The organism is Trichothermofontia sp., assembly GCF_053493415.1.
The window spans coordinates 1-13,665 of the sequence record NZ_JBRCAD010000163.1 but is presented as its reverse complement, the minus strand read 5'-3'; the positions used below and the strand labels follow the sequence as shown (position 1 = coordinate 13,665).

13 protein-coding genes are annotated in these 13,665 nt (G+C 55.1%); 5 read left to right on the top strand and 8 right to left on the bottom strand.

What is annotated here, in order from left to right; all coding sequences use genetic code 11:
* On the bottom strand, positions 1-640 hold a 640-nt coding region (locus ACWIUF_RS14140; protein ID WP_448573096.1), incomplete at its 3' end, for an alpha/beta fold hydrolase.
* Between the two features lie 975 nt (positions 641-1,615).
* On the opposite strand from ACWIUF_RS14140, the gene metG reads away from it, so the two are divergent.
* The 3 genes from metG to lptC all read left to right on the top strand — a co-directional run bounded on the left by metG (position 1,616) and on the right by lptC (position 5,183).
* Positions 1,616-3,244 (top strand): methionine--tRNA ligase, encoded by a 1,629-nt coding sequence (gene metG / locus ACWIUF_RS14135; protein ID WP_448573094.1) that lies wholly within the window; start codon positions 1,616-1,618, stop codon positions 3,242-3,244.
* A gap of 72 nt (positions 3,245-3,316) precedes the next feature.
* Positions 3,317-3,934, top strand: coding sequence for a LabA-like NYN domain-containing protein (locus ACWIUF_RS14130; protein ID WP_448573093.1), 618 nt, complete (start codon positions 3,317-3,319; stop codon positions 3,932-3,934).
* A 55-nt stretch (positions 3,935-3,989) separates the two neighbouring features.
* Positions 3,990-5,183 carry an LPS export ABC transporter periplasmic protein LptC gene (gene lptC / locus ACWIUF_RS14125; protein ID WP_448573092.1) on the top strand — a complete coding sequence of 398 codons (1,194 nt, stop codon included), beginning with the start codon at positions 3,990-3,992 and terminating at the stop codon, positions 5,181-5,183.
* A gap of 189 nt (positions 5,184-5,372) precedes the next feature.
* Here lptC and ACWIUF_RS14120 read toward each other — a convergent pair whose 3' ends face one another.
* On the bottom strand, positions 5,373-6,566 hold the full coding sequence (locus ACWIUF_RS14120) for a tetratricopeptide repeat protein (RefSeq protein ID WP_448573091.1): 1,194 nt from the start codon (positions 6,564-6,566) through the stop codon (positions 5,373-5,375).
* A gap of 30 nt (positions 6,567-6,596) precedes the next feature.
* Entirely contained in the window at positions 6,597-7,523 is a 927-nt protein-coding gene (locus tag ACWIUF_RS14115; protein WP_448573090.1) for a hypothetical protein, read from the bottom strand.
* 360 nt (positions 7,524-7,883) lie between these two features.
* Here ACWIUF_RS14115 and sigC point away from each other — a divergent pair, with 360 nt between their 5' ends.
* Together sigC and ACWIUF_RS14105 are read left to right on the top strand one after the other, a co-directional pair.
* Positions 7,884-9,050: an RNA polymerase sigma factor SigC gene (gene sigC / locus ACWIUF_RS14110; RefSeq protein WP_448573089.1), complete on the top strand. Its 1,167-nt coding sequence runs from the start codon at positions 7,884-7,886 to the stop codon at positions 9,048-9,050.
* Between the two features lie 262 nt (positions 9,051-9,312).
* Positions 9,313-9,435 (top strand): hypothetical protein, encoded by a 123-nt coding sequence (locus ACWIUF_RS14105; protein WP_448573088.1) that lies wholly within the window; start codon positions 9,313-9,315, stop codon positions 9,433-9,435.
* A 259-nt stretch (positions 9,436-9,694) separates the two neighbouring features.
* Here ACWIUF_RS14105 and ACWIUF_RS14100 read toward each other — a convergent pair whose 3' ends face one another.
* The 5 genes from ACWIUF_RS14100 to ACWIUF_RS14080 form a co-directional block, all read right to left on the bottom strand.
* Positions 9,695-9,940, bottom strand: a complete 246-nt coding sequence (locus tag ACWIUF_RS14100; protein WP_448573086.1) for a gas vesicle protein GvpG — start codon at positions 9,938-9,940, stop codon at positions 9,695-9,697.
* Positions 9,941-9,949: 9 nt separating this feature from the next.
* On the bottom strand, positions 9,950-10,705 hold the full coding sequence (gene gvpF, locus ACWIUF_RS14095) for a gas vesicle protein GvpF (protein ID WP_448573084.1): 756 nt from the start codon (positions 10,703-10,705) through the stop codon (positions 9,950-9,952).
* 272 nt (positions 10,706-10,977) lie between these two features.
* Complete coding sequence (locus ACWIUF_RS14090; RefSeq protein WP_448573083.1) at positions 10,978-11,853, bottom strand: Rpn family recombination-promoting nuclease/putative transposase; 876 nt, start codon at positions 11,851-11,853, stop codon at positions 10,978-10,980.
* A gap of 12 nt (positions 11,854-11,865) precedes the next feature.
* Positions 11,866-12,894 carry a tryptophan--tRNA ligase gene (trpS, locus tag ACWIUF_RS14085; protein WP_448573081.1) on the bottom strand — a complete coding sequence of 343 codons (1,029 nt, stop codon included), beginning with the start codon at positions 12,892-12,894 and terminating at the stop codon, positions 11,866-11,868.
* 90 nt (positions 12,895-12,984) lie between these two features.
* The coding region (locus ACWIUF_RS14080; RefSeq protein WP_448573080.1) for a hypothetical protein at positions 12,985-13,665 on the bottom strand (681 nt) is incomplete at its 5' end.

Sequence of the window (13,665 nt, the reverse complement as noted above, 5' to 3'; positions counted from 1 at the left end):
GTACCGGGGCAAGGGGCAAGAGGGGGGGCCATCCCGATCCTGCCGGGGTAGCCGCAGCCCCCGGCCCGCACCAGCCCTGTTGGGCCAGAATGACGTTGAGTTGTACCTGGGGTTCCAGTAAACAGGCGTGACCGCTGTGGGGCAATATGTGCGATCGTCCCTGGGGTAAATGGTGTTGCAAATAGGCGGCCTCCGCCACCGATGGCAGCAGCCGATCCGCCCCACTGGCCACAATCAGAGTCGGTTGCCAGATCCGACGCAGGGCGGTCGGGGCCGGGGCAAATTGGCACAATTGCTCCAAGCGCCTTGCCACTGTGGCCTGGGGTAGCGATCGCACCGTCTGCAACAGGGTACGGTAAACCAGCTCCGACACCCGTCCCCGGTTCACGAGGAGTTGCACTAGGGCCACACAAGATAGGCCATACAACTCAGACGGTAAAGTTCGAGCCAACCAGCCACTCCCGTGGAGCCAAGGCCGCCGCCCCAGGGACGAAGCCGGATTGACCAGAATCAGGTGATGGACTAATCGCGGAAACTGCATCGCCAACTGCAAAGCCAGACACCCGCCAAAGGATTCTCCACACAGGTAAACCGGACGCTGGGGGGTGTGTTGCTGTTCCGCTTGGATGAGGGTGGCCAAGCGTGCCGCTAGCCCCTGCCAGCCCCAAGCCAGAGCTGGCGCGATCGCTAAGCATCGCTAAGCAACGAATGGTAAACCTAGTCGCTAGGTGGGGGATTTGTGCCTGGAAAAGAGTACCCATCCCATCCATACCGGGTAAATAAATGAGCAGCGGAGCCCGCGATCGCTCAGGCGTAGAACATAGCAATTTCATCAGCAATTTCACGGATCATTTCATTAACATTTCATTAACAGTGGTCATCCCAAAGCAAAGGCGCTATCATGAACATAGTTTACAAAGTCAAGATAAGCTGATATAGTGCAACCTTCACACGTAAAGACATCTTTAATAGAAGATATCTTTCAAGTGTAACTGTTTCTTAATCGGCCTGGGTCCCCTGGGACTACGCTAAAGGATTGACACGAATTCATGTCTTCCGTGGTTATCTTGTTGTGCAGTATAGGTGGCAGTATAGGTGCAGTATTAGGTAATTGATGGTTGTGCGTTGGTGTTGGTGAACCCTCAGGGCAGCGTGTTAGGAGAACCGCGTTAGCAGAAAACGAAGCTGACGAGCCGATGATAGGGTATCGGAATAGCCCTGGCCCCAATTGTTTACTCACGATCGCTCATGCAGAACTGACTAGCTGCTGAAGGGAGGGAGCTGAGCGACTCAGGTTAATGGCCGAAGGTGAATCGTCGAGGCGATGTTGTCACTATTCCTGAGCTGGATGCCGGGTGCTCCCGTCGCAATCCAGCCTATGATTCGCCAGCCGTTGGGCCAGTATTGAACCCTTTTGGGGGTCACTCCGTGTAAACACTGAGGTTGCTCACCATAACACCTCATCAAGGCTGTGGAAAGATCATTTGGCTGGTCGGCTCGTCGGTTGACTCACAAGACTTCTCCGCAGGGTGAATTCCGAGGTGGGGAATGGCGCTCAGGCAATAGAATGAAAGACAGTTGGTAATGATTGATATAAGAAAAAGTTAATCACTCTATGAGTTTCGTTAATAAAAATTCTGACCAAAAGCTAAGAACGTTTGCCCTTACCACACCGCTTTATTACGTTAACGATGTGCCCCACATTGGTAGTGCGTATACCACCCTAGCAGCGGATGCGATCGCACGGTTTCAGCGCCTACAGGGCCACGAGGTCTTGTTAATCACGGGGACAGACGAACACGGCCAAAAGATCCAGCGAGCGGCGGCAAGCCGGGGGCAATCCCCCCAGGCCCACTGTGATGCGATCGTGGCGCGGTTTGCCGAGTTGTGGACGTGTCTTAATATTCAATACGATCGCTTTAGTCGGACCACCAGTGAGCGGCACCACGCGATTGTCAAGGCATTTTTCCAACGGGTTTGGGAGCGGGGGGACATCTACCTGGGCCGCCAACAGGGCTGGTATTGCGTATCCTGTGAAGAATTCAAAGAAGAACGGGATTTACTGACGGATAAACGCTGCCCCTTGCATCCCAACCAGCCGGTGGAGTGGCGTGATGAACAAAATTATTTCTTCCGGTTGTCTAACTATCAGGCTCAACTGGAACAGCTTTATGCGGAACAGCCGGATTTTATCCAGCCGGAAAGTCGGCGGAATGAAGTCTTAAGTTTTGTCCAGCAGGGGTTGCAGGATTTTTCCATCTCGCGGGTTAACCTGGACTGGGGGTTTCCGGTTCCCACCGATCCCAGCCACACGCTCTATGTCTGGTTCGATGCCCTCCTCGGGTACATGACTGCCCTGCTTGACCCTGCTGACGAACCCACCCTAGAGAATGCTACCGCCCACTGGTGGCCGATTAATCTGCATTTAATTGGCAAGGATATCCTGCGTTTTCATGCCGTTTACTGGCCTGCTATGCAGATGTCGGCAGGGGTACCCCTATCCCGTCAGGTCTTTGGCCACGGATTTCTGACGAAGGATGGACAAAAAATGGGGAAAAGCCTGGGGAATACCCTTGATCCTTTCCAATTAGTGGCCGCCTATGGTGCCGATTCCCTGCGTTACTACTTCCTTAAGGAAATCGAGTTTGGCCGCGACGGCGACTTTAGTGAAGTGCGTTTTATCAATATCGTCAATGCTGATCTTGCCAATGATTTAGGGAATTTACTCAACCGGGTCCTGAAGTTGGCCTGTCGGTACTGCGAGCAACGGGTTCCCCCGATCGCTGCCACGGATCTTCCGACGGATCATCCCCTGGTGGCGATCGCTGCCCCTTTGGGTGAGCAGGTACACCAGGCGTATACGCAATTAGCCTTTAGTGATGCCTGTCAAGCGTGTTTGCGGCTGGTGCAAGCTGGGAACAAGTTTATTGATGAGCAGGCTCCTTGGCAATTGTATAAGCAGGGGCAGACAGCCCAGGCTGAGGCGGTGCTATATGTCATCCTGGAAGCTGTTCGCTTGGCTGCTTATTTGCTCTCTCCCATCATCCCCGCCACCAGTACAAAAATCTACCAGCAGTTGGGATTTGCGGTTGATTTTAACGATCGCGCCAGAATTGCCACGATCGCACCCTTTGCCCAACACGCTCAATGGGGATGCCTGCCTGCTGGGCAAGCTCTGGCTGAACCAGAACCAGTTTTCCGTCGCTTAGAACGACAAGATGTTGCTCCCGCACCGATGGCCTAAATAACGCTTCCACTTCCCGGTTGGTTATCACCGCCGGGCAGTATCTATTAAAAAAACAGAGGCATGACAACAATGTTTGAGAATCTTTCAACTGATCCCGTTTTCACACCGGAGCAGGTCTTGGAAAATCGCGGTCGGGTTGCTATTTTTATCGATGGTTCAAACCTGTTTTATGCCGCCCTGCAATTGGGTATTGAAATTGACTACACCAAGTTGCTATGTCGATTGACGGCGGGGTCACGTTTGCTGCGATCGTTTTTTTATACGGGCGTCGATCGCAGCAACGAGAAACAGCAGGGCTTTTTGCTCTGGATGCGACGCAATGGGTATCGGGTGATTTCCAAGGATCTGGTGCAACTGCCTGATGGCTCCAAAAAGGCCAACCTGGATGTGGAAATTGCGGTGGACATGATGGCCTTGGTGGGAGCCTATGACACGGCGGTTTTGGTGAGCGGGGATGGCGATCTGGCCTATGCGGTGAATGCCGTCAGTTATCGCGGGGTGCGGGTGGAGGTGATCAGCCTGCGCTCCATGACCAGTGATAGCTTGATCAACGTCGCCGATCGCTACATTGATCTCGAAAGTATCAAGGACGATATCCAGAAAACCGCCCGGTCTACCTATACCTACCGACCTCTGACTAACCTAGAGTTCTCGTCGCCGGAGGAACCCCGGAGCCATAAGCCATAATGGTGGCAGCTAAACTTCCGTTTCGGTTTTGTGCATTTGGGGGTTAACGGTATCTATGGCGTCGCCATCGCTTGCTGCTGGATTCCGGATCGGTCTGCTGTTCTTGCTGCTGCTGGTGGGGGTAGGCTGTCAGGACAGCGATCGTGCCAGTGACAAAATTGCCGAGGATGCGGAGGCGGCCCGCCTGAGCAGCAGCCTGACCCTCAGTAACATTACCCTAGAGCAACCGGATGAACAGGGAACCCTGCTGTGGCGGGTCAAGGCAGACGAGGCCACCTACGATCGTCAGGCTGGGTTAGCCCAGGTCGAAAACCCCCGTGGGGAACTGTTTCAGGATGGCAAGGTGGTGTATCGCCTAGAGGCGGAGCGGGCCGATATTGAGGAAGATGGCGAAAAGATTTTCCTACGCGGCAAAATTACGGCGATCGACGTTCAAGACAAGGCTGTGCTACGGGGCAATGAGGTGGAGTGGCGACCGAAGGAGGATGTACTCATCGTTCGGCACCAACTGTCGGGCACCCATCCCCAGTTAGATATCAAGGCCCAGGAAGCCCGGGCCTATAGCCGCAAGCGTCGGATTGAACTGGTGGGGAGCATTGTGGCTGAGGCAAAAGATCCTGTCCTCCAACTGCGGGCCGAGCAGGCGATCTGGCAACTGGATGAGGAGGCCATGACGATCGGGGATCAACTGCCCCTACTCACCCCACCGCCCCGTAATCCGAATGCGGCTGCCCGCCGCATTGAGATCGATCGCTATCAGAACGAAACGATCACCGATCGGGCACGGGCGCAAACAGCCCTAGTGGATCTCAAGCAAAAAGTGGCCACCCTGCGCCAAAACGTTGAGCTAACCCTCCAAGAGCCGCCGCTGGATGTGAAAGGTAACCAGTTGGTGTGGCAGACGCAGCAGCAACTGGTGTTGGCAGAGCAGCCCGTGCGTATTTTCCACCGTCGCGATCAGATTAACCTCACGGCGGATCGCGGCCAATTGGACCTGAAACAGGAAGTGGCTACCCTCACGGGCAACGTCTACGGTACGGAACCGCAACGACAGGCTCGGTTACGGACCGATCGCCTCACGTGGCATCTCCCCACCCAGCAGATGGATGCCGTCGGCAATGTGAGCTATCAACAGGCTGATCCCCCCCTGCATCTAACGGGACCACGGGCCACAGGGAAGTTTAAGGACTCGGTCCAAACGGTGGTGGTGAGCGGCGGTCGGGTTGTGACGGAAATTGTCCCGGAGTAAACCACCAACGACCTGCGCCCATAATCCTGAAGCCGATTTTGGGCCGTGGCGGGGAGACCGGCAGAGTCGCATCCGCAATACTGGGGATCGGTTCCTATCGATGGGGGCAATGTGTAGAAAATGTGTGGAAATTTGTGGAACCAGCCGTGGTGCGGCTGGCTCAGAAAGTGATCAGGCTTGCCGCCCTCGTTACAGTTGCCAGCCCATCTCCGCCAAGCCCTGGCGCAACCGCTCGGCCTCGGCGGAGTTACCTTGTTGGGTATGGAGTGCGATCGCCTGCCGGAACGCATTGAGACTGGCTGGTAGGCTCCCCAATTTGAGCAACACCACCCCCATATTTTGGTAGGCTTCCGCATGGTGGGGATTCAACCGCAGTGCCTGCTGATAGGCCGCCACCGCCCCCTGAAGTCGCCCCTGCGCCCGCAGGGTGAGTCCCAGGTTGTAGTAGCCGAGGGCAAAATTGGGGTCTAGCTGCAATACCGTTTGATAAGCTGCCTCCGCCCCCGCCAGATCCCCCTGTTCCTTCAGTAGGCTGCCCCAGTTGTTATAGGCCGCCAGTTTCAACAGGGCCAGAATCGGCTGTTGGGTGGCCTGCTGGTAGTGCCCGATCGCCGCTTGGGGTTGGTTGATCCGGCTGTAGGCAATCCCCAAGTGATAGTGCAGGTCATACAATACCCCCGCCTCCGTTGGGTGTTGCTTGAGTCCCCGGTGTAACAACACGAGCCCCTTTTCCACCTGACCGTTATCCAAATATAAGGCCCCCAACTTGCTACAGAGATAGGCATCCTCCGGTTGTTGGGCCAAGGCTTTCTCCAGGATAGTCTTGGCCCGCGTGCGCTTCTGCCGTGCGGCGATCGTTCCCGGTTGATACCCCCAATGGCGAATGGCTACCGGGGCTAGGGTAATCACTTGCCAACCCGGCTCCTGTTGCAGGAGGGCCGTCACACTGTCATCGATCAGTTCGTGGTAGGGTCGCTGAAACCGCAGCTCCGATCGCCGCCGAAATAGACGCGACACCAAAGAATAGGGCGACTGCACCGCCCCCACTTCCTGCCGCACCAAATTCACCAATAGGTGTTGGGGATTCGCCATCGCGGCCTGGATCACCGGGAACGCCTCCGGCACTACCGCTTCGTCCGCATCCAGCACCAAGATCCAATCCCCCGTTGCCCGCGCCAAGGTTTGGTTCCGCGCTGCCGCAAAATCATCCTGCCAGGTGATGCGATCGACCTTCGCCCCATACTGGGTCGCGATTGCCATTGTCTCATCGGTGGACCCCGTATCCAGGATCACCTGTTCATCCACCAGCCCTTGCACACTCTCCAGACAGCGGGGGAGATTCGCGGCTTCGTCCTTAACAATCATGCACAGGCTGAGGGACATAGGCAGGGATGATAGGGGAGTCATGGGGGGCTAAAAGGGCGATTCTTCCGCTGAATCGAGGGATTGTAGGTAGTGCAAGAACTCTAAAAGTTCGTCATCATCCAGTTGCTGTCGCGATCGCTTGCCGTAGGTTCGTTGTAGGTAACTGCGCCCTTCCGCCTCCGTCCAACCCAAACGGCGTAACTCCACAGTCGTTTGGGCAATCACATCGGAAAGATCCAGCGGAGCCGGGGTTGGGGGGGGGGCAGGCGGCGGCGTTTTGCGGCTAGTCCGCGATCGGCTTACGGGTTCCGTCCGTTCAGCCCGTTCCGGCAGGCGACGGGTTTGGCGGGGCACGGCTTCCGGTTCCGGCGCGACGGCAGGCTCCAGATAGGCGTCAGCATAGGTATCGGTATAGGTGGTATCGGTATAGGATTCAGCCTCCAGGAGGGACGGAAACGCTGGGGTGGCAGGCAGATCGGTCGGACGACTCCGGTTAGCAGTGAGCCGCACCTGTAACTCATAGGCTGATGCCTGCAACACCGGGGCCAGGTTGGCGGCGGCTGGAATGGCCAACACTTGCAGCGCCCGCAGACGGGCCTTATCTTCCGCTATCTCTAGCGCCGGGTCCGAAGCGAACCCACTGGCAAGGATCTGATCCCCCAACTTCACGAGCGCCCGGACCACCCACTGGCCATCCTGCACCAGCATCAATTCGGTTACCAAGCACCCTGACGGGTAGCGGTTGCGAAACTGGGCAAACGGTTCTTGTAAATCGGAGGGGTTCAACGTTCTTCTCGCAGGTGACGGTATCCCAACCTCGTGGGCGACACGGGTGGGATTCGTACCATTATTACCACCATTTTCGGGTAATTCTGGGGAGGCCATGCCGTATTTACGCCGGAAGTGCCATTCCTTCCATTCTAGGAAACCCGGTGGGGCGTGATGAAGATTAATTCTAGCCCTGACTGAAATCACCTGCCCGACCCGGCCAGTTCCCTAGACTAGGGATCAAAACGAAAGTAGACCCCGGCAGACGGGAAACAAGGGTTGCATTTATTCACATTCTGTAGACTTTCGTCATAATGCCCCATCTAATGTAACGGAACAATGAGTAATGACCATTTGTCCTAAATAAGTGGGAATACTGTTTACAGAGGGTTCCTGATTGAGCTAGGGGCAGCGAGAAGTGTTCCCCAGGTCTCTTACCACGGGATCGGGCTGATTGGCCGAGCCAGCGATCGCCGTGCGCTTGGCTTCTCCCCGGAATCATGACGCGCATCGCGACACGGCAACGACTCCTCACATGGCTTAGCAATGTACGAAGAAGGTGACGATATGGTAGCAGTAATGGCAGAAGCACTGGATGAATTGGACCCAGTCGCCGCCGAGTTAGGTGGATTACCCAGCCCATCTAATCGTCGGACAACCGATCTCGTTCGCCTTTACCTGCAAGAAATCGGTCGGGTACGCCTCCTGGGGCGAGAGGAAGAGGTGGCCGAAGCCCAAAAGGTCCAGCACTATATGCAGCTTTTAGAACAGCGGGATCAGGCTGCTGCGGCTGGCAATGCTGCCCTAGGCCAATATGTGGCTGTGCTCCAAATTCACGATACCCTCACCGCCTACCTTGGCTATCGTCCGTCCCTGGAACGCTGGTCCGACGAAGCGCAGCTCCCGATCGCGGACCTCAAGGCTATCCTCACGGCAGGCAAACAAGCCTGGGCCGCACAGGTGGATTTATCGGTGGCGGGCTTAGAGCGCATCCTGTCGGAGGGTGTGCGGGCGAAGGAGCACATGATCAAAGCCAACCTGCGCCTCGTGGTCTCGGTGGCGAAAAAGTACCAGAATCGTGGCCTAGAACTGCTCGATCTGATCCAGGAGGGGACCCTGGGCCTAGAACGAGCCGTGGAAAAATTTGATCCCACTAAGGGGTATCGCTTTAGTACCTATGCCTACTGGTGGATTCGCCAGGGCATCACACGGGCGATCGCGACCCAAAGTCGGGCCATTCGTCTGCCCGTTCATATTACGGAAAAGCTCAATCGCATCAAGAAAGCGCAACGCAAACTCTCCCAGGAAAAAGGCCATACGGCCTCGATCGAGGATATTGCCAAGGAATTGGCAATGACGCCGCCCCAAGTGCGGGAAGTCTTGCTGCGGGTGCCCCGTGCCGTGTCCCTGGAGACCAAAGTGGGCAAGGATCGGGATACGGAACTGGGGGACTTGCTCGAAACCGATGCGCTCTCGCCGGAGGAATCCCTGATGCAGGATGCCCTGCGCCACGACCTGCTACAACTCATGGCTGACCTGACCAGTCGGGAGCGAGATGTCATCCAGATGCGCTTTGGCCTCGGTGATGGTCATCCCTATTCCCTGGCGGAAATTGGCCGTGCCCTTGATCTCTCGCGGGAGCGGGTGCGCCAGATTGAAGCCAAGGCTCTACAAAAACTGCGCCAACCCAAGCGTCGCAATTTGATCAAGGATTATTTGGAAGCTTTTTCCTAGCGGTGCGCATGGGTGGACATTAAGGTTGTGGTGTTGGCAGCCTGCGCAGGGGACAGCCGCGTCTTGGTGATCGGCAGGCGGCTTATCCAGTGCAATGGCCGATCACCAGCGCCGACCCTGCCCATGCGAGGGGTGTCCCCCCTACTCGTGAATTCACCAGTGTGCTGGCGATCGGCGGATGCGTTTTGGTTAAATGCCCTGATGGAATTCCGACAGCGATTGGGCATGATATGCCCATACAGGAAGTGCGTTTACCAGAATTATGAAAAGCATCGCCGCAATTATTGTGATGTGGGTCGTCCTGAGCAACGGGATTGTGCTCATGCCTGACACGCCAGCCCAACTCCATGCCAAGAACTTTACCTGTACGCGGACTAAATGTTAGCAGTAGATCACGAACTGTGGATCGCTAACAGTAGACAGTGAAAATGATCAACCTCTACCCACGTTTAGAGTGGTATGTCAGTTGATTAGTTCTGCTAGGTCTTCGAGGATATTTTAATTAAAAGGGGGTATTCCAGTTAAAACTGCGGTCTCCCCTTTTAAAACGTCCTCTAAGGTTTAATAGTTTACAAGGAAATCTGGTTGTCAAATCTTGTTGTTAATGCTCACTTGAAAAGATAGATTGTTCAGCGTATTCCTACTCAAAATTCTTGATTTTCAGCATCATCGATCGCTTGAATAGCTAGCAATAATTCTTCTTCCCGCGCTTCAAACTCAGCTTCGGAAATATCACCCATATCAAAAGCTAGCTGTAAGGCTAGTAACTGTTTTTGCAGATTTTCCTTGTCATCCAGTTCGGTTTCAGCCCGTTCGAGGATTTGTTCGCCAATCCAAGTGACGCCTTTAATCGGACCCAGCACTGGTGCAAGTAGCAGGTCAATTAACATTGAAATCTCCTATAAATCTTCGAGGCGGGCGAAATTGAAGGGGGCAGTGAAATCGTTGTAGCGAATCCGGAGGCGCTCGTCAAATTGCTGATCTAGGGCTTCAACCTGCTGACTGATACGGGGTTCGTCCTCCCAGCGAATCAAGTAGGCCGCGTTATAAATCATGGCATCGGTCATCGGATCATTTTCAATGACGTTGAGGGCCAGGGGGTTGAGGGCTGTCCGGAAGGTATCAATAATCTCGGTTTGGCGGGTTTGCATAGCCTGTTCGATCGCCTGCCCGATCGTCACCACCTCATCCATGCTCAGGGTTTTGCCCTCTAGGCGATCGCGCTGTTGCCGCAACGTCGCATTTTCCGCCATCAAGGTTTGCAATTCCTGATCCTCGTTCCAAAAAACCTTAACACCCACTTCCCGGCACCCCTCTAGGCGATCCAGAAGTTGTTGCAACGCTGACTGATAGGGACCCGTCAGTTGTCGGGAGACTTCTGCAACGGTTTCCACAATCAGGCCAAACTGGAGGGGTAAGAGGTTACGATACCCCGCTTGCATCGCTTCTTCTAGGACCTTGGCATGACCCAGAAGATTACGACGGCTAGCCAGGTAGCGCTCCTGTTGGGCCTCGGAGTAGAGGATGGCAAACCCATCCACCGTAGCCAGTTGTACCGTTTGTTTATCTAATCCCTCTAGGGCTAAGCCTTTGGGACCAGGGAGGGGGAAGATGCCATAAAGATACAGACCGTAGGACATGGGCAAGGTAGGCATGACGATTATTCTGGGGAGATGCTACGCGATCGGACATTTCTATTGTGTCTCAGGCTCTGAACGAGCCAGCTTAGGGAAACATTAAAGCCCCCTATACGCTGACGCACCTATTACTTTCACGCGTCATTCCTGCTTTCAGGATATGAGCGCCTCAATCCACAATATTCTCCGGTCACAGCAGAAGCGCATGATCAAACTTTCACCCCATGACCAGGGTAAGGGGGACAGCCAGGGCGTGGGAATTTTGAGCACTATCCTCACCCCCCGCCGTCTTACCCCTGCCCCAACCACCGTTCCAAATCCGCCACCTCGCCAAAATCTAACAACGCCTCCGCCAACCCCTCCAACTGCTCCACCGACAATCCCCGAATCGCTGCTTCTAGCACAGGTGTCAACGCCCCAAACCGTCGGCTCAGTTGCCGCAAAATTAAAGCCGAGGCTTCCGCTTGGCGACCTTCCTGGCGACCTTCCTGGCGACCTTCCTGGCGACCTTGTTCGAGTCCTTTTTGGACCCCTTCTTGCAAAATTTCTTGATAAATCACCGATTCGCGCATCATCCCCTCCCGAAAAATCTGACGAATCAACGGTTGCTTAAACTTCAACCCCGCAAAAATCTGCGCATAGGTCGATAACTCCTGCCGCTGCTGTTCTGATTCTAGCTGACCAATCTGAGCCGCCACCTGTCGCAGCAAAACCTCCGGTTGACTCGTCGCTGCCAACGGAGCCAAGGGTAACAGAGCCGGATCATTGAGCAATACGGCTGGGTCCTGCTCCCACACACCCAGCACCCGGAACCGATGCTGGGTCTCCCCCACCTGAAAGTGATCCCGAATCACCGTGCCTGCCGACGGTGGCAGTAACACAATCACCACCTGGATAATCGGTACCTGATACTGCCGATACAGCCGTACCCAGTAGTCCAACATCCGAAATTCTATGGGGGGTTTTGAGGGCCAGCGGGTTTGAAATTCCAGGTGGAGAATGCGGTCTTGGGTGCCTAGAAACACCAGCGAATCCGCCCGAATCGGCTCAATACTCAACTCCGTCTTAAGCACACTCACGGTCCCTGGCGCATTCCCCAGTATCCAGGCTGCAAACCGATCGGGATAGTTCTCCGCCAACAATTTGCCCAGGTTATCAAACGGCATGGTTAGTGACTGCTATAGCGGTTTAGCGTAACCTAAGGCTGCCTTCACCTGGGCCAGCGTCTCATTGGCGACGGCTTCAGCCTTTTCCCGACCTTCGCGCAGGACAGATTCCAGATAGCCCCGATCGTCCATAATTTCTTGATATTTCGCTTGAATGGGGGCCAGGGCGGCGATCGTGGTTTCCGTCAACAAGGGTTTAAATTGGCCCCAGCCCATATCCTGGCATTCGCGGGCCACTTCTTCCCGGCTTTTGCCGGCCAGTACAGTGTAGAGGGTCAGGAGGTTATTGCATTCTGGACGATCGGGGTTGTCAAACTCCAGGCCCCGAATCGGATCAGTTTTACAGCGTTTGATCTTGTATTGGATTTGTTCCGGCGTATCCAGGACATTAATCCGACTCTGATCCGAGGGATCGGACTTGGACATCTTGCGGGTGCCATCGGTCAAACTCATCACCCGTGCCCCCTCCGGGCGAATCAGGGGATTGGGTTGCTTCAGGACCGGGGCTTCTGGGGTAGCAAACAGGTGATTAAAGCGGGCAGCAATATCGCGGGTGAGTTCCAGGTGTTGCTTCTGGTCTTCGCCCACGGGTACCTGATCGGCCTGGTAGAGCAAAATATCTGCCGCCATCAGGACGGGATAGTCGAGTAATCCGGTGTTCACATTTTCCCCTTGGCGCACGGACTTTTCCTTGAACTGGATCATGTCCGTCAACCAGTTGAGGGGGGTGATGCAGTTGAGCAGCCAGGTGAGTTCGCTATGGGCCGGAACATGGGACTGGACAAAAATGGTCGAGTATTGGAGATCAATCCCCGCGGCCAGGTAAAGAGCCGCGATCGTATACGTATCCTGGGCTAGGGTTTTAGGATCGTGGGGAGCCGTGATGGCGTGGAGGTCCACGACACAGAAGAAATTTTCAAACTGGCTTTGGCCTTCCACCCAATTGCGAATCGCCCCCAGATAATTACCCAGGTGAAGGTTACCCGTCGGTTGGACGCCCGAAAGAACCCGCTGCTTCGCCATGACACTCCCTGCTAACATTCATTTTGAATTCCGAGTGAAGACTGGGCACTTGAAACTAAGCACCCAAAACTAAGCACCCAAAACTAAGCACTTTACACGACGATGGCCCTAATTTGATACCTCAGCCATTTCGATCACCCGTCCATCTAGGTCCTTCACCAGAAAGTTGAGGGGTTTATCACGACGGAGTTTATATTTGACGGCCCGCGTTTGAACGCGCATGAGGATTTGTTCCAGACAGTCGCGATCGAAACATACATGGCGGTGGCGACCCTTTTGCCCCAGGCTAGCGCCCGTGATGACGTGCAACTGGGTGTTTTTCTTCATCTGGTACCAGAGTCCCTCTGTACTGTTAGTCCGAGCCGTAGTCGTTGCCCCCATCCCGGAAGACAGGTAAAGCGGGTCCATCCCCGCCGCCCCTAGGGATTGCTCGTAATTGTAGTAGTAGTGCAGAGGCACTTCGGCGACGGGCATCCCCAGCATCCCTTCATAAAGCTGACGAGCCACCTCCAGGTCCGAGACCATGATCGTATACACCTTGGGGGCACTGGTCAGGAACATCCACATGGCCCCGGCATAGGCCACCAGCAGCATGATCATGATCCCCTGGGTGGAGAAAAGACTATCTAATCCAGGCAGCAGGGCGATGACCGGTGGGGTTGGGATGGGTATGGATAGCCAAGAAAGTACCAGATTCATGGTTTGGGTATCGGTATGCAGATACGCGATCGTGATCATTATCCATTGTAAGAATACGGCACGGGGGCAGGGGGTAGGGAAGAGCAAGGG